This window comes from Acutalibacter sp. 1XD8-33, from assembly GCF_003612555.1.
Lineage (GTDB): Bacteria > Bacillota > Clostridia > Oscillospirales > Acutalibacteraceae > Acutalibacter.
In genome coordinates, this window is the sequence record NZ_RAZF01000046.1 from 1 (window position 1) to 15,175 (window position 15,175).

The following is a 15,175-nucleotide window of genomic DNA, read 5'->3' on the forward strand; positions in this document are numbered from 1 at the left end:
CGGCCCTGGATGCTGCCGCATAAGTTCCGCAAATCTTTGAGTTGAATGTGTCAACTGATATTGACAAGATCACGTGGACTGCGTTGCAAAGCTCAGCCTGAACGCTTTTGCCGTGAAATACCAGAAGTGGTGCAAGCGCTACGGCAATCCACGAGAATGCCCAGACACTGTTTCCTCTGGTTCCAAAGTCGGATACCACGAAACTGTTGGTCAGGGAGGCCATCACTCAACTCAATACGATTTCTCACACCGCCGAGGTCTTCCGTGCGGAAATGAACCGACTTGCCGCCCAGTTTCCAGAGTATGAGACCGTTATGGCTATGAACGGTGCTGGCCCCTCTGTCGGCCCCCAGCTCATGGCGGAGATCGGCGATGTGCGCCGCCTTGCACAAAAGAGTTCTCTAATAGCTTTTGCAGGCATCGACCCGGGCAGGAACGATTCCGGTTCTAAAGAGTCCAATAAGGGCAGAATCGGCAAACGCGGCTCTCCTCATCTGCGCAAGACTTTGTTTCTCATCATGTCCATCCTGCTTCAGCTGAAGCCTGAGGATGATTCCGTTTACCAGTTCCTGGACAAAAAACGGTCCGAGGGGCGCTGGTCTCCGGTAGAGATCGTTCAGCGCTGACCGAACCGGCAGGTGAGACAACCATTTTACGTCTACATGACTGCTGGCGGCACAAAGTTTCTGCGCATTTACTACGGCAGGGTTAGAGACTGCCTCAAAGAAAAGGGCCTTTGGGACGAGTCTGTGACGGACTGACAGAAATAATCCTTTCTTCCTGACTCCTGCTTTTGGGCGGCAGTCTGTTTGCTGTATACATTTTTTCAACCCCACTTTCTTTCAACTTTTTCTATTTTAGGGCTTGACTTTCTATTTGCAGGCTTGAGAAGGCAATCGCTCTGATTGACCGTATTTTTCCTGAGTACGAAACTCAGTTTGAAACCATATTCTGCAAGTCCTCCATTGCTGTGCTAACGAAATATCCCACCCCGAAAAAGCTGGCCCACGCGAACCTCTCCAAGCTCACGGAAATCCTTTGGAACAGCAGCAACGGACGCTTCGGGGAATGGAAAGCTCAAGAGCTGAAAAACCTTGCTCATGACAGTTTTGGCGTGGAAAACTGCGAGGACATTTACTCCATGGCCCTGCTGACGATGCTGGATGAGATTCAATCCCTGGCAGAAAAGGCGGACGAATTGGAAAAGAAGATTTCAAGCTTACTCAAGAACTTCGACAGTACGATCACGTCTGTTCCAGGTATTGGTCCCATTCTTGACGCTTGTATCCTCAGTGAGATTGGGGATGTGACTCGTTTTCGTTCAGCGGATAAATTGGCCGCCTACATTGGCGTAGACCCTTCTGTAAACCAGTCCGGGGAATACACCAGCGACCACACGCGGCTCCCCTTACCTGCGAAGAGCCGTTTGGATGGCCTCTGTTGTTGCTGTGCAGCGTGACCCCATGTTCCGTTCTTATTATGACAAGAAAGTGGCCCAGGGGTTGAAATATATGAATATTATCGGGCACGTCACCAAGAAGATGACCGCTGTGATCTTTGCTATCCTCCGGGATAACAAGGTTTATGCTCCTGTCCTTCCGGATGCCTCTTGAACTTGTACTTAGCGATTAAGATGGCTCCCTTGTGCTCTTATTGCTCTGCTGATTATTTATTCATCTTTTTTCGGGTTTCTCTCTTGACAAAGTCTTAGCCGGCCGCTATTGCCTTATAATTCACTCCCCACCGCTCCATCGCATCCAGAATAGGCCGCAGGGTTTCCCCCAACTCACTCAGCGCATACTCCACCCGAGGAGGCACTTCGGCATAGACCGTGCGGGTGACGATGCCGTCCGCCTCCATGGCCCGCAGGGAATCCGTCAGCACCTTCTGGCTGATTCCCGCCAGGTCCTTGTGCAGCTCGTTGAACCGCCAGGGCCGGGCGCGCAGGTTGCGAATGATAAGCAGTTTCCACTTTCTGCCGATAACTTGAACGGTGGTAGCCACCGGGCATTTGGGCAGTTCTTCCTTTGTCAGCATGTGATCCTCTCCAATACTTCAAAATATAATGTTACGCCATGATTGTACTCTATTGGTCTCGCCAAGTCTAGAGGCGGGTCACTTTTTTGTAAGTACCCCACAAAAAAGTGCGTACTTGCGGGCCTGAAAAAAATCCGTATAATGGAAATCACAGGGCAGGAAATCGCCCCGAATAAATCAACGGAGGTACACAAAATGGCACTTGCAAACCTGGCTGAATGGAACGAGGAGAAGGCAACTTCGGCCTGTGGCTCCGCCTGCGGCGCGGCTGACGAGAAGAAGGAAGAGAAGCCCGCAGCCTGCGGCAGCGCTTGCGGCGCTGGCGACGAGGGAAAGAAGGAAGAAAAGCCCTCTGCCTGTGGCAGCGCTTGCGGGGTTGGGGACAAGTAATCCGCCTGTTTCAAGCCAAATCCTGTTCCCGGCCAGCCGGTCGGGAACACCCGAAAATCACCCCGGGCAACCGATTCAACATAGAAAGGAAACGCACTATGAAACCCTATTTTGCCTTTCAATGGCATATCACCGACGACTGCGACCAGCGCTGCCAGCACTGCTACATCTTTTCCGAGAACGCCTGCAGGCAAATCGACAGCATGGACTGGGAGCAAATGGAAGAAACATTTGCCAACTGTCTGGATTTCTGCCAGGTCCACAGCCGCTCGCCCTACTTCTACATCACCGGCGGCGACCCCATTTTGCACCCGGACTTCTGGCGTCTCTTAGAGCTGATGAAGGAGAACGCTGTGCCCTTCACCATCCTGGGCAACCCCTTCCACCTGACAGATGAAGTGTGCGCGAGGCTCAAGGCTCTGGGCTGCGAAAAATACCAGCTTTCTTTAGACGGCCTGCGGGAGACCCACGACTGGTTCCGCAAGCCGGGCAGCTTCGACATTACCCTGGAAAAGATTCAGACCATCAAAAAAGCCGGTATCAAGGCCGTCATCATGACCACCGTCTCCGGCACGAACATTGACAAAATACCAGCGCTCATCGACACGGTGGTGGAGCACGAGGCTGATGTGTTCGCCTTCTCCCGCTACTGCCCCACCAGCGGGGAAAAGGATGTGGGCATTGAGCCCATGCGCTACCGGCAATTATTGGCCGACTGCGACAGGAAATTCAAGGCGTATAAGGCCGCCGGGTGCAGAACAGCAGGGTGGCGAACGTGTTCGAGGACAGGCTTGCCGATGTGTGGGTGTGTCAGATGGAGCGCTACCGGAAGTACACACAGTTTGAGAAGTGTGCAAAATGTGAGCTGCTGGCCTGGTGCCGGGGCTGCCCGGCAGTAGCCAGCGGGAGAGACGGCAACTTCTACGCCGCCGACCCCCAGTGCTGGAAAGAAATCGAATAAGGAGGATGCAGACCATGAACGAAGTGATCAAAAACATGCAGGAGCGCCGCTCCGTACGCAAGTACCTGCCCCGACAGGTGAAGCGGGAGGTTTTGGAAGAAATCCTTGCCGCCGGGTACGCGTCCCATAATGCCGGGAACCGCCAGCAGCTACGGCTGGTGGTCTCCCAAGACCCGGAGGTAAACGAACATATAGGTAGGGCGCACAGCATTCTGATAGGCAAGTTCAACCATTTCGGCCCAAGTGTAAAACTGGAAGATGCTGATTTTTCAGCCCCGGACCTGCGCTCGGCTTTTCACAATGCGCCTACCGTGCTGATGCTGTTCGGCCCCAGGAACTTCTATTTTACTGACGCTGACGGCTATATCTTTGCGGAGAATGTCTGCCTTGCCGCCCGGTCGCTGGGGGTGGGTTCCTGCATTGTGGGCGAGGTGTTGGACGCTTTTTCGGACGATTACGGACGGGACCTCCTGCACAAGTGGGCCATTCCGGAGGCCCACCGTTCCGTGGCATTTGTCACGCTGGGATATTCGGCAGCGGGGGAAAAGCCCGCCCGCGCCAACAAATATACCTCCCCGCTGTGGGTGTGATTTCAAGAAAGGGATGATTTTATGGACGTGAAAACCTGCCTGCAAAAACTGCAATATGTGGGCGTGCTGGCCTTTGCAACGGTGGACGGCGCGGGTGCGCCACAAATTCGCAACATCAGCGCGATACACTACGAGCCGGACGCCCTGTACTTCTTCACCGCCCGGGGCAAGGACTTCTGCCGGGAGCTGCTTTCGGATGGTCTGGTGCAGATTCTGGGCTATACCAAGTTTAAGGAGATGATACGGCTCTCCGCGAAAGCTGCCCCTGCGCCGGAGGATGAACAGAAAAAGTGGATAGATATTATCTTCGCTGAACAGCCATATCTTGCCAACGTCTACCCCGGCGACACCCGGAAGATCGGCATTGTCTTTGAGATAAAGTCCGGGAGCATCGAGTATTTCAATCTAGGCGAGAAACCCATTTTTCGGGATAATTATGTCTTTGGAAATGCAAAGGCTGATGTCAATAAAGGATATAGAATTACGGAAAATTGTATTGGCTGCGGTACCTGCCTGGCCCACTGTCCCCAGCAGTGCATAGAGCCCGGCACGCCCTACCGCATTGAGCCCACCCACTGCCTGCACTGCGGGGCCTGCTTTGAGAACTGCCCGGCCGGGGCGGTGGAAAGGCTGGGGAGCATACGACACAGAGCGAGCGCCGCCGCTGGCTGATAGAAACCCTGTTAGATGAGCGGAGAGAACGCATAGGAATTCCGGATGATGAAAAATCGCAAAAGCGACTCCTGCGGGCACTGTTCAACGTGCGCCCGCCCATGCCCGCCAGCGGAGAGTTTTTGCGGGTGCAGGACGCATATCTGCAAGAAGAGAGCAAAGAAAAGGGCATCACAAATTATAGGGATTTGCACCCTATCCAGCCGGGAATTTACCTCTGGCAGGGGGATATCACCACGCTGAAATGGTTGTCTTCCTGGCGGTATTCGTAGTTGCCGGTATGCTGGCTACTTCGACAATGGGTATTACGGAATGGTGAATGCTTTATGCAAATCTAAAGTTTTTTGTCATAGCAGCATCCTTTCAAAACTTAATGCTTGTGCGAACACAAAACCACCGCCCCCAGAAGGCTCCCACTTCGAGAGCCCTCCACCAGCGGCGGGACGGACTACATATCACCTCCCCGAATATTTCTTAATGAATTATGTTGGACATTACCTCCTTTACTGTCAGCTTGATTGATGGGCCTCACCCCTTTCCGAAAAATTGGTATGAAAAAAGCATCTACCGTTTTCGATAGATGCTAATTCCTCATAAGAATTATAACTTTTAAGCGCACGTATGGAAAGTGGATTTCCCCTTTCCGTGGCGCTCTATAGTCTTTTCCTCTATGAGCTTGTTCAGAGCGCTAACAATCGTGGCCAGAACCACAACCGGCCCGCCCTGGCTCACTCGACGGTATAATTCTTCTGGGCCTGAGCCGGTGAGGTCTACCGCGTGAAGAGGGGAGCCTTGGTCCTGAAGATAGCGGTTGGCCGCCAAAACCAGGGCTCCTGCCCCGCAGACGCAGCCCCACTCCGTTTCCGGATCCCCAATAAAAAGCTGATCCAGATCTGGCCCATAGAGCAGGCCGTTCTCTCCATAGCGCAGGTCCATGGGGGATTGGGGCAGATAGTTTCGGGCCAGATCGACTTTGTCAGCCGGAATACCGTAATACTGGAGCACCATGGCCATAGCCGTGATTTCACAGCCGGTGGGCAGCTCCGGCAGTTGATAGAGCAGAGGAAGCCCCTGAATGTGGAAGCGGGAGGGAACGGGGGCCGGCGTGGGAGAGGGGATGCTTTCCGGGGAATGCTCTAGAGGGGAGGATACCGGAAAGGTCTGGCACTCTTCTGTGGGCACGGACGCTGGGGAGGGAAAAGCGGCTTCCAAAGCATCGGATGCAAAGACAGAACAGAGCACCAGGCTAGATAAAAGGCTGGACAGGAGAAGGGGATGCCGCATATAAAACGGCGGGGAAGGAGAGCCCATAATGCGCGCCTCTTTCGTTAAGTTCGTTTGAGGGCCGATTGTTCCAGGCATTCGATGCCCCCGGCGGACAGAATATAGAGGGCCGGCTGGATTCCATACACGTACCGGGGCTGTATCTCAATGAGCAGATAGACGGCGAAGGCGGCAAACACCAGAAAAGCGGGAAGCAAGCCTTCCACAGAGGCCCTTCCGGGGCGGCGGCTGTGAAGGAAGCCCAGAAGCCCCAGAATCAGGGTGGATACAGAACAGAAATATTCGTACTTTTGGACGCAGCCGTAGAGGAAGGGGTGGGCCTCGTGGAGGTAGCCCAAGGGCCAGAGCAGGGCGCTGCCCTTCCACAGAATCCGCAATTTGTCTCCGAAAAGTTGTAGGAGGCCTCTAAAGCCAGCGCTCTGGAGCTCACTCCAGAAAACAGTCTTTTGGGCTATGGTCCGGTCCATGCCTTGGGCGGTAAGGTGAGAGATCGCCTGATTTGCGGCTTCGCTATACTGTCCGCAGCTCTCCTGGCTGAAGCCATAGACAAATTTCAGCCAGAAATTCCCTGTAGACAAGCCATGGGCGTTGATTCCCAAGGCCGCTACCCCCCAGGAGAGAAGCCCGGAGAGCAAAAGATAGGCCCCCAGAAAGCAGAGAAGTCCCAGGCCGAAGCGCTTTAGATGGAGAGCCAGGGGCTTTTGCAGTCCGGCAAACAGACAGTAGGCGCCCACAGCCGTTAGGGCTAGCAGGCCGTCTGGACGGAGGGCGTTGGCCAGAGCCAGGAGGATCCCCCCAGCGGCAAATCGGGCCGGGAGACTGCCCCCCCCTCCCACACACACATCGGCCCGGAAATCAACCGGTGCGCCGAGGAGCAGGTAGACCCCCAGAAATGTAAGGAAAGTAGCGGTATGTTGATTGGTGAGCACAGAGACCATAGTAAGGGGCAGGGCGGAGACACAGTGGAACAGGGAGGCGGCGCGGGCGGCGGACTCCTGAAAAAACCGCCGGGCAATAAAGTAGACCAAGACCACAGTACCGGAAGCGGCCAGACAGTTGACCAGCTTGATTGCCATTGGGCTGCTCCAAATCCGGAGCAAAAGCCCCTGAAAGATCACCTGACCGGTCTGACCCGCCCAGTTTTGAAAGTATCCCCAGGATTGAAAGCTGTAGTCGCCATCCCGAAACAGTTGGGAGGCCTCCAAAAGTACAGCAAAATCTGACTCAACCGGGGGATGGAGAGCCAGCACCACTCCCAGCCGCAGAAAAAGGGCCAGCGCAAAGGCCACGAGCCCAAAACGGGGGATCTCCACCCGGCGGCACAGAAAGACTGTGAGCATTCCGGCGCAGAGGCTCAACATTACGATTGCGGTATAGTTATCCAGCAGGATCCATGTGAAAGCCAGGATCATGGCCCAGGAAAAGATCAGATTGAGGATCCTGCCTGGGGAGGAAGCCTGGAATTCGGGAGGGATTTCAGGAGTGGGGAGCTTTGCCATGGTTTCACCTCAGAAAAGGATTAGGCTCATTTTGACATACTCTATCAAAAAGTATATTCATATATACTATAGCATAGGCCGGGGGGAAAGTCAATTCGTGCGAAAGCCAGTTGGAAAACAGCTCTGGACTTTCAGAGAAAATCCGGTATAATAGTAAGAAAGGGGGAATGTCAATGGGGAAAACTGTGATTGTGACGGATGGAAAATACCGCAGCGCTATTGCCGCTGTGCGGGCCCTGGGCCGGGAGGGCTGGCATGTGGTTGCGGCGCAGACACGGGAGGAGGCCGGGGCGTCCCCGCCGGTTTTCGCTTCTCGATATGTCCAGGAAACCCGCTGGATCCCCGGCAGCTGCCAGGATCCGGATTATCCTGCCCTGCTGAGGTCGCTTTGTGGGGAATATACCCGGCCGGTGCTGTTCTGCGTGGGAGCGGCAACACTGAATGCCGTAGCCCGGGAGCGGGAGCGCTTTCAGGAGGTCTGCGATTTCCTCGTCACATCCCCGGAAGTATTGGACCAGCTCAATGACAAGGAGGCCGTGCACCGCCGGGCCCTAGAACTGGGGCTGCCCGTGCCCAAAGAATACGCTGGTGAACCAGAAGCCTATCCAGTGGTGGTGAAGCCCCATTGCGGAGAAAAATTTGGCCTGAAGGCCCGGGACCGGTATAAAATTGCCCGGAACCAAGGGGAGTATCAGGCGGCGCTGGAAGCCCTGGGGCCTTACGACTCCGCCCCCATCGTCCAGGAAAAGGTGGAGGGGGACGGATTTGGGGCCAGTCTGCTGCTGGATAGAGAGGGGAGGCTGGCCTGTGCTCTCTGCCACCATCGGGTGCGGGAGTACCCCATAGGCGGCGGCCCCTCTGCCTGTTGTGAAAGCCTCTATGACCGGGAGCGGGTGGAAAGGGCATACCGGCTGTTGCAATCATTCGGCTTTGTGGGAATCGCCATGGTAGAGTTCAAGGGGGACAGGCTGCTAGAGGTGAACCCTCGTGTCTGGGGAAGTTTTCCCCTCACGGAGAAGACCGGCAGTCCCTTTGCGGTGCGGTATGCCCAGGCGGCCCAAGGCGAACGCCTATCCTATGAGCCGGAGGACTATCAGGCCGGGGTACGGATGCGTTTTCTTCTCAACGATGCCCTGGCTACCCTCAGCCTGTGGAAGCAGGGACGTCTCAGAGAGGGGTTGAGGGGGCTTGGGGATGCGTTTGCCGCGAAAGAGGCCCTGTGGGCCCGGGACGATCCTCAGCCCTTCTGGCAGTATCTCCGCCAGACCCTTCACCGGAGGTAAGGTAGCGGGGAACTTCCTCTACCACCGCTGCTTCTCCCTAAAAAGCCTCCTTTTAATGAGATGCAAAGAAATAAAAACTAAGAACCGGTATTCATAACCGAAAATGCCTGCTGAGCGAGGATTTTTCGCACTGCTCTAGGCAAATTTGTGAAAACATACTTGCCGTATGGCAAGCAAATTTAACGATGGGCAGCGCGAAAAGGACCGCTCAGACAGCGTTTGCAGGTTGTGAATACCGGTTCTTAGGTAGGTTCTGGCCTACGGCGGTCAGGGCTTGGCAAAGCCCCCCGTCCTCTGGGCCGCGCAATTTTTCTATCGTTCGTTGAAGCGGTAGCTTGGAAAGAAAGGAAATGCCATGTCACTGATTGTAAAGCTGGGAAAAAAAGCGAAAAAAATCCTCCGCAAGGTGGCCCCTCCTCCGGCTCCCTGCGTCAGCTATACCCGACGGATTGAACGGATCTGTACCAAAAAGCGGATTGTGGCCATGACCTTCGACGACGGTCCTATGGATCTGCCCGCCTCTCCCGACCGCTTTGGGGGCAGGGCACTCACCGATGTGCTCCTGGACATACTGGAGAAATATGGGGCGAAGGGCACCTTTGATGTAATCGGCGATACCTCTGAGAACTACCCAGACAAGGCAGGGGCTTTGGGCAGCGCCGCTTGGGGAGGTGTGCGGTACGACCATTACCCGGACATCCATCAGGACTCCCACGGAGGCGCGCTGCACAACGACCGGCTGATCAAGCGTGTTCTGGCCGGAGGCCACCAGATCACCAACCACGGCTACCGGCATATTATCTTTGGAAAGAAACCCTTTGTCTACGGAAGCCGGGTGTTCCTGGGCAGCTTTGATCTGGCGGCGGAAGATCTGCGCCGCCTGCACACCCTTATGGAGGAGCGCTACGGTTACACACTCTCTCTGATGCGCCCCGCCCACTATGTGGACCCCATCGGGGATGGGTTTAATACGTATGATGTGTGCGACCGCATGGGATATCAATATATGGCGGCCTCCTACGACGGAGCCGGTTGGCTGCCCAGTACCTTAAGTGATCCGGAAGCGGCGTTGGAGGCGGAGGTCAATGCCATGGTGGAGCCCATGCGCCGCCTGCTGGAGCAGAATCCGGATGCTCTTTGCGGACAGATCATCTTCCAAAAGGATGGCTATAATATGGCGAAACGCACTCCTGTAGCCTGGGGATTGGACCGCCAACTGAAGCTGCTCACAGAGCTGGGATATCAGGTAGTTACTGTAGAGCAGCTGATGGCGGAAAGTCCCTTTACGGATCTGGACAGGGAGGACCCCCTGTTTGAGAAGATGCGGGACCTGGCTAAGACTCGGGCCGTGGCATATTCGGACAACTGTCTGCGTCTGGATGTTGGCATGACCTGGGGGGAGCTGGCCATGCTGCTCAGCCCCAAGGAAGAGGCCCTCAGCCGCCGGTGGGAGAAAATCCGAGCCACGGGCAAGCGCCAGCATCCCTACTGTGGAGCTATGGAATACTGCCAGGAGCATGGGCTAATTCCTGCTGACGCCATAAAGAGCGCCCCGGTGAAAACGTTGCCGAAGAAGTTTTTTACATCCACAACGGGGATTTCCCGGCGGGAAGTCTACAAGGCATTCCTAAAATAGTGCTTGAGGAAATGCCTGGCCTGCTGCCGCTTATGATCTCCACGGAAGCAATTTTCTGCCTCTGCGCAGCCTCTATACGGTTTTCAATCATAATCAGCCAGCTGGCATTCGGTTTTGTCTGCCAACTGGCTGATTCCTTTTTCCGATATAGAAGTTCGGTGGCAATGGCAGCCGTCCCCAAATCGTTTGTTTCTGTGAAAAAGTGTTCCAGTTTGACCCATTCCAAGCCGCCGTACAACGGGTCTTTGTGGTGTCCTTGCTTGAGAATCGCCGCTTGTGCTTCGTCGGTTGTTTTTTGTTTCCTTGCCATGATTTTATCAGCCCCTTTCTGTACCTAGGATGAATTTGTTCCGATAGACCTTTCCGAATGGGAAAACGCTAATCCATCGCCCATAATCTTTTCTTCTTTCAGAATTTCTAATGCGTGCATGGATATTTCCAGCATTTTCCCGGCTTCCGCCGGGGAATACTGATCGACAAGGGTCGCAAGCTTTCGCGCCGTCCGCTTCGTTTCCTCGCTGGGCTCCATCTTGTCTGTTAGGAACAGCCACCAATGGGGATTGTTGCGGTATTCCCTATACTGGCAGTTGTCACAATCTTTCGCCGGACAGCAGTTGCAGAACCGTTCGTGAAAGACTTCGTCCCATGGCCCCTCAATGCAGGGCAAGGACGCAAGGAACACCGCCAGTGTTTGCCGGCTTTTGATTTGAAGAAGATTCTATTTGACAAATACCGCGAAATGGTATAAAATAAATATGGACTTCTTGAACTGTAAGAATATGCTGGAATTCTCCTGAAAGTGGCCCAACACTTGCTCTGAGAGGGCAGGGGAAATGTTGCAAGTCCCACAATTTCATAGTTTTTATAAATGTTTCCGTAGCTCAGTTGGATAGAGCGACCGTCTCCTAAGAAAGTGTTCCAACGCTCGCCTTGGGAGGGCAAGGAAAATGTTGCGAGTTCCACAATTTCATAGTTTTTATAAATGTTTCCGTAGCTCAGATGGATAGAGCGACCGCCTCCTAAGCGGTAGGTCGGGTGTTCGAGTCACCTCGGGAACGCCAAAAACCCCGCCGAAAACCCTGTAAAATCAAGGTTTTCGGCGTTTCTTATTTTCCGAGAGAAATCGGACAGATAGCAAAGTGCGATTAGCAAAAGCCCATCTTGCCAATCAGACGCACCAGAGAAAAGTCGAACTTTGATTTTTTCGTTCATCGGTTAGCCTGCTTCGGCTTGCTAATGATTAGCAGGATTTTTGCCGAGTTTGCTGATCAAAATGCCTTTCCTGCTAATTTCCCGAAAAAAGCTGCTAAAAATCGTGCTAATTTGAGAGGCGATAGTTCCAAGTTCAATAGCCTGTTTTATAGGTTTACCTGTTACCAGATGCGGCACAATTGAGTATGCCATCGCTTCTATATATAATGGAAGCAGGAAAGGTCGGTGAGCTGCATGAGAGAAAAGAAAACTCACATATATGTGGATAGCCAAGAAAAAAGCATTTTATTACATAGCCTTGTGGAGCTGAAAAATCAGCTCATAAGGCAAGGCAGATACGGGGACTGCGTTGACGAGCTTATCTTTAAGGTAGCCAATGCCCCGATAAAGAAAATAAAAATTGAATATGTCTAAGGCACATTACCATGAACATGAAGCCGCTTATTCTTAACCCCCATTAAGAGTAAGCGGCTTTTTTGCGTTCTGCGTCCTCTGGTACAGTTACATAGCCGCCTTTGACAAAGCGGCTAAATCTATGAGAAAGGAGGACGCACCCATGTCAATATTGCTAAGACATTCTTCAGAATGTCTCGTAATCGCTTTAACCAATCAGAAAGGCGGTGTCGGCAAAACCACCACGGCGGTCAATCTGGGCGTAAGTCTGGCACAGCAGGGCAAGAAAGTCCTGCTCATTGATGCCGACGTCTTGACGCCGTATGCACGCGAGTTTTTCAAACTCGCAGGCAAATCTAACGATGTCCCTCGGCTATAACAGACCAGACGATTTACCCGTCACGCTCTCCACCATCATGCAGGACATTATTGAGGACAATCCCATAGATGTTCAGAAAAGTATCCTGCACCACGGCGAGGGCGTTGACCTGTTACCGTCCAACATCGAGCTGTCGGGCTTGGAAGTAAGGCTGATTAACGCCATAAGCCGTGAAATGTGTGCAATAGTTGGCTGCGCCAACTATTAAAACCATGCGTGAACGAGGTCAAGAAGAACTATGACTATTGTTTAATAGACTGTATGCCGAGCCTTGGTATGCTCACCATCAACGCACTGGCGGCGGCCGCCACTGCGCAGCGTGGTTATCCCTACGCAGCCCCACTATCTTTCTGCCAGAAGGCGAAGAGTTCGCTTTGCAAGCGAACTCTTGAGCTGCTTGCTTCGCTCCGTGTCGAAAGTCAGACGGCAAATCAACCCGTATCTGCGGATTGACGGCATCCTTATGACGATGGTAATGCCACGCACGAACATCTCTAAGGAAATCACGACAACGGTTAAAAGTGCCTATGGGCAGAGAATCAAGGTATTTGACACACAGATACCCCACTCCATCCTGTGCAGAATAGTTCACGCCTTAGCGTGAACTATTGGCCACACGCAGAGGGGAAAAGCATTTTTGCCTATGACAAAGGCGGCAAGGCAGCCGCAGCTTATGAGCAGTTCGGAAAGGAGGTGGCAGAGCTTGGCGAAAGGCAAAAGAACAGGAATCGAGCTGACTGCATACGATGACATCTTTGAAACAGATGAAAGCCGTGCAGAAGCCGCACTCAGCAAGATAAGGGACATTCCCCTTGCGGAGATTGACGAGTTTCTAGACCACCCGTTCAAGGTCTTAATGGACGAGGATATGGAGCAGCTTGTCGATAGCATCAAGCGAAGCGGCGTGATGACACCTGCTACTGTCCGTCTGACCTGGAGCAGCGCAAGGGCCGTATTGTCCGGCAGGGCAACAAAAATACCAAGGTACACGTTTACCGCTATGTCACAGAGGGGACATTTGACAGCTACTTATGGCAGACTGTGGAGAATAAGCAGAAATTCATTTCTCAAATCATGACGAGTAAATCCCCGGCCCGGACCTGTGAGGATGTGGACGAGGCGGCGCTGTCCTATGCGGAGATCAAGGCCCTGTGCGCCGGGGACCCCCGCATCAAGGAGCGTATGGACCTGGATGTGGAGGTATCCCGCTTAAAGCTGATGAAGGCCGACCACCAGAGCAAGCAGTACCGGCTGGAAGATCAGCTGTTAAAGCACTTCCCGGAGCAGACCAGGCAGAACGAGGGCTTTACCGCCGGATTCAAGGCCGACATGGAGACCCTGGCGGCACACCCCCACCCCATGATCTCCAAGGCGGCGGAGACCCCGCCTCCGGCTGACGGTGAACAGCCCACCGCCCCTGATGCCCCCGCCCCGGAGGATAAGCCCGCCGCCGTGGAGGTGAAACGGGGCTTTGCCGGGATGGTGGTGAAGGGCGAGACCTTCACGGAGAAGGACAAGGCGGGCGCGGCGCTGATCGAGGCGTACAAGGGCGTTGTCAGCACCGAACCCCAGGAGATCGGCAGCTACCGGGGATTCACCATGTTCCTGTCGGTGGAGGACTTCGGGCGGGACTACATCCTGACGCTGCGGGGCCAGATGTCCCACCGGGTCAAGCTGGGCAGGGACGCGCTGGGCAATTTCGTCCGCATTGACAATGTGCTGTCGGAGATGCCCCAGCGTCTGGCCGCTGTGCAGTCGCAGTCGGAAAATATCCAGCGGCAGATGAAGGAGGCCAGGGCCGAGCTGGGCAAGCCCTTCCCCCAGGAGGCGGAGCTGCAAGCCAAGTCCGCCCGCCTCGCGGCGCTGGATGCGGCGCTCAACATCGACAGCAGCCACAGCCAGGGGGAGCAGGCTATCGCCAAGAGCGCCCGTCCCCCTCGGTGCTGGACAGCTTGAAGCGGTCCCTTCCGCCCAGGGAAAAGGCCCCTGATAAACCCAAGCGCCCCCAACAGGAGCGTTGACCGGCAGGCGGGGCCACCCCTGCCTGCCCCATTTTAGAATAGGAGGAAATCGTTTTGGACGCTGAAAAATTGACAGCTGCGCTCTATGAGAAAATGAGCGCGGAGCAAGATAAATACCGGGCGTGGCTGGTGTCCCAGCCCTCGGAGGAAATTTTGAACCACACCGCCGAATACACCACCCGCGAGGATATTTTGATGGCGATGGACTTCATTGAGCTGACCGAGGCCCAGGTGTCCGCGCTGCTGGATTCTCCCTCGCCCCTGGCGGATGTCTACAAAAATTGGAGCAATATGGACTTCAATGTGATGGACAACATCGTGTCAGCAATCGAGGACCGGGCGGACACGGTGATCCGGCAGGCGGAGGAGCTTTGCAAGGCCCCGGTTTACAAAGAATCTTTTGAATACGCCTATCAGCATGGCGAGACTGAACAACACCTCGCGTCCAACCGCGCCAACATCGCCTGCCGGGACGCGATTGAAAAGGCCGTCAACAGCCACTATCAGAACAACTGCTTTGACGCTGCGGCGGCGGTGCGGGAGGTGGTGAAGCGGTTTGGCTATGAGCGGACGTTCTATGTCCTGGCGAACACGGTGCAGACCCAGGGCGGGGATGGGCGCGTCTCCCAATCCAACAAACAGTGGGCGCAGACCGTTCCCATTGTCTTTGAGCAGGGAAAGCGGGACATGTCCTATCTTATCACGCGCACCCACCCTGGCATCTTGAATATGTTCGTCAGTCAGGCGCGGCATGAATTTCTGCTGAAGCAGCCCCTCAAGGCGGCGGACATCAAGGCGGAGGCCGAACACATTTTGAA

At 54.4% G+C, this 15,175-nt stretch carries 15 protein-coding genes, 1 tRNA gene and 3 pseudogenes; 14 read left to right on the forward strand and 5 right to left on the reverse strand.

Annotation, left to right across the window (positions count from 1 at the left end; all coding sequences use genetic code 11):
• On the reverse strand, positions 1–223 hold a 223-nt coding region (locus tag D7X94_RS18870), incomplete at its 3' end, for a hypothetical protein (protein WP_207667184.1).
• Between the two features lie 49 nt (positions 224–272).
• Here D7X94_RS18870 and D7X94_RS16660 point away from each other — a divergent pair.
• The 3 genes and pseudogenes from D7X94_RS16660 to D7X94_RS16670 all read left to right on the forward strand — a co-directional run bounded on the left by D7X94_RS16660 (position 273) and on the right by D7X94_RS16670 (position 1,613).
• Entirely contained in the window at positions 273–626 is a 354-nt protein-coding gene (locus D7X94_RS16660; RefSeq protein ID WP_147401766.1) for a transposase, read from the forward strand.
• A 530-nt stretch (positions 627–1,156) separates the two neighbouring features.
• Positions 1,157–1,421: pseudogene (locus D7X94_RS19965) on the forward strand (transposase); the annotation flags it as partial.
• Positions 1,422–1,430: 9 nt separating this feature from the next.
• Positions 1,431–1,613, forward strand: coding sequence for a hypothetical protein (locus D7X94_RS16670; protein ID WP_120428869.1), 183 nt, complete (start codon positions 1,431–1,433; stop codon positions 1,611–1,613).
• 94 nt (positions 1,614–1,707) lie between these two features.
• On the opposite strand, the gene D7X94_RS16675 is transcribed toward D7X94_RS16670, so the two are convergent.
• Positions 1,708–2,037 carry a winged helix-turn-helix transcriptional regulator gene (locus D7X94_RS16675; protein ID WP_120428871.1) on the reverse strand — a complete coding sequence of 110 codons (330 nt, stop codon included), beginning with the start codon at positions 2,035–2,037 and terminating at the stop codon, positions 1,708–1,710.
• Between the two features lie 195 nt (positions 2,038–2,232).
• Between D7X94_RS16675 and acgA the strand changes: the two genes are divergently transcribed.
• The 4 genes from acgA (at position 2,233) to D7X94_RS16695 (ending at position 4,650) form a co-directional block, all read left to right on the forward strand.
• Entirely contained in the window at positions 2,233–2,427 is a 195-nt protein-coding gene (acgA, locus tag D7X94_RS16680) for an ACGX-repeat peptide (RefSeq protein WP_120428873.1), read from the forward strand.
• 98 nt (positions 2,428–2,525) lie between these two features.
• Positions 2,526–3,326 (forward strand): radical SAM protein, encoded by an 801-nt coding sequence (locus D7X94_RS16685; RefSeq protein ID WP_243111369.1) that lies wholly within the window; start codon positions 2,526–2,528, stop codon positions 3,324–3,326.
• Positions 3,327–3,402: 76 nt separating this feature from the next.
• Positions 3,403–3,978, forward strand: coding sequence for a nitroreductase family protein (locus D7X94_RS16690; RefSeq protein ID WP_158591066.1), 576 nt, complete (start codon positions 3,403–3,405; stop codon positions 3,976–3,978).
• A gap of 21 nt (positions 3,979–3,999) precedes the next feature.
• Positions 4,000–4,650, forward strand: coding sequence for a 4Fe-4S binding protein (locus D7X94_RS16695; RefSeq protein WP_120428877.1), 651 nt, complete (start codon positions 4,000–4,002; stop codon positions 4,648–4,650).
• A gap of 609 nt (positions 4,651–5,259) precedes the next feature.
• Here D7X94_RS16695 and D7X94_RS16700 read toward each other — a convergent pair.
• Together D7X94_RS16700 and D7X94_RS16705 are read right to left on the reverse strand one after the other, a co-directional pair.
• Positions 5,260–5,961 (reverse strand): C39 family peptidase, encoded by a 702-nt coding sequence (locus tag D7X94_RS16700; protein ID WP_158591067.1) that lies wholly within the window; start codon positions 5,959–5,961, stop codon positions 5,260–5,262.
• A gap of 17 nt (positions 5,962–5,978) precedes the next feature.
• The gene (locus tag D7X94_RS16705) at positions 5,979–7,433 is read right to left on the reverse strand and encodes a hypothetical protein (RefSeq protein ID WP_120428881.1); all 1,455 of its coding nucleotides are present in this window, start codon (positions 7,431–7,433) and stop codon (positions 5,979–5,981) included.
• Positions 7,434–7,606: 173 nt separating this feature from the next.
• Between D7X94_RS16705 and D7X94_RS16710 the strand changes: the two genes are divergently transcribed.
• Positions 7,607–8,716, forward strand: coding sequence for a carboxylate--amine ligase (locus tag D7X94_RS16710; RefSeq protein WP_158591068.1), 1,110 nt, complete (start codon positions 7,607–7,609; stop codon positions 8,714–8,716).
• 355 nt (positions 8,717–9,071) lie between these two features.
• Complete coding sequence (locus D7X94_RS16715; protein WP_120428885.1) at positions 9,072–10,352, forward strand: polysaccharide deacetylase family protein; 1,281 nt, start codon at positions 9,072–9,074, stop codon at positions 10,350–10,352.
• Here D7X94_RS16715 and D7X94_RS18230 read toward each other — a convergent pair.
• Positions 10,297–10,662 carry a hypothetical protein gene (locus tag D7X94_RS18230; RefSeq protein ID WP_147401767.1) on the reverse strand — a complete coding sequence of 122 codons (366 nt, stop codon included), beginning with the start codon at positions 10,660–10,662 and terminating at the stop codon, positions 10,297–10,299. The two genes, D7X94_RS16715 and D7X94_RS18230, sit on opposite strands and share 56 nt — an antisense overlap.
• A 243-nt stretch (positions 10,663–10,905) precedes the next feature.
• Here D7X94_RS18230 and D7X94_RS18235 point away from each other — a divergent pair, with 243 nt between their 5' ends.
• From D7X94_RS18235 to D7X94_RS16750, 5 genes and pseudogenes are all read left to right on the forward strand, one after another.
• Positions 10,906–11,100: a hypothetical protein gene (locus D7X94_RS18235; protein ID WP_147401768.1), complete on the forward strand. Its 195-nt coding sequence runs from the start codon at positions 10,906–10,908 to the stop codon at positions 11,098–11,100.
• Between the two features lie 236 nt (positions 11,101–11,336).
• Positions 11,337–11,413, forward strand: a tRNA-Arg gene (locus tag D7X94_RS16725).
• 707 nt (positions 11,414–12,120) lie between these two features.
• A pseudogene (locus D7X94_RS19970) lies at positions 12,121–13,086 on the forward strand (ParA family protein).
• 159 nt (positions 13,087–13,245) lie between these two features.
• Positions 13,246–14,357 (forward strand): annotated as a pseudogene (locus D7X94_RS16745) (SNF2-related protein); the annotation flags it as partial.
• Positions 14,358–14,411: 54 nt separating this feature from the next.
• Positions 14,412–15,175 (forward strand): DUF3849 domain-containing protein (locus D7X94_RS16750; RefSeq protein ID WP_243111372.1); only part of this gene is annotated, 764 nt, incomplete at its 3' end.

What these genes read in the sequence shown, in the direction of transcription:
- D7X94_RS16660 (WP_147401766.1), top strand. Translation starts at nt 273, where the DNA reads ATGAACCGACTTGCCGCCCAGTTTCCAGAGTATGAGACCGTTATGGCT.
- D7X94_RS16670 (WP_120428869.1), top strand. Translation starts at nt 1,431, where the DNA reads ATGGCCTCTGTTGTTGCTGTGCAGCGTGACCCCATGTTCCGTTCTTAT.
- D7X94_RS16675 (WP_120428871.1), bottom strand. Translation starts at nt 2,037, where the DNA reads ATGCTGACAAAGGAAGAACTGCCCAAATGCCCGGTGGCTACCACCGTT.
- acgA (WP_120428873.1), top strand. Translation starts at nt 2,233, where the DNA reads ATGGCACTTGCAAACCTGGCTGAATGGAACGAGGAGAAGGCAACTTCG.
- D7X94_RS16685 (WP_243111369.1), top strand. Translation starts at nt 2,526, where the DNA reads ATGAAACCCTATTTTGCCTTTCAATGGCATATCACCGACGACTGCGAC.
- D7X94_RS16690 (WP_158591066.1), top strand. Translation starts at nt 3,403, where the DNA reads ATGAACGAAGTGATCAAAAACATGCAGGAGCGCCGCTCCGTACGCAAG.
- D7X94_RS16695 (WP_120428877.1), top strand. Translation starts at nt 4,000, where the DNA reads ATGGACGTGAAAACCTGCCTGCAAAAACTGCAATATGTGGGCGTGCTG.
- D7X94_RS16700 (WP_158591067.1), bottom strand. Translation starts at nt 5,961, where the DNA reads ATGGGCTCTCCTTCCCCGCCGTTTTATATGCGGCATCCCCTTCTCCTG.
- D7X94_RS16705 (WP_120428881.1), bottom strand. Translation starts at nt 7,433, where the DNA reads ATGGCAAAGCTCCCCACTCCTGAAATCCCTCCCGAATTCCAGGCTTCC.
- D7X94_RS16710 (WP_158591068.1), top strand. Translation starts at nt 7,607, where the DNA reads ATGGGGAAAACTGTGATTGTGACGGATGGAAAATACCGCAGCGCTATT.
- D7X94_RS16715 (WP_120428885.1), top strand. Translation starts at nt 9,072, where the DNA reads ATGTCACTGATTGTAAAGCTGGGAAAAAAAGCGAAAAAAATCCTCCGC.
- D7X94_RS18230 (WP_147401767.1), bottom strand. Translation starts at nt 10,662, where the DNA reads ATGGCAAGGAAACAAAAAACAACCGACGAAGCACAAGCGGCGATTCTC.
- D7X94_RS18235 (WP_147401768.1), top strand. Translation starts at nt 10,906, where the DNA reads ATGGGGATTGTTGCGGTATTCCCTATACTGGCAGTTGTCACAATCTTT.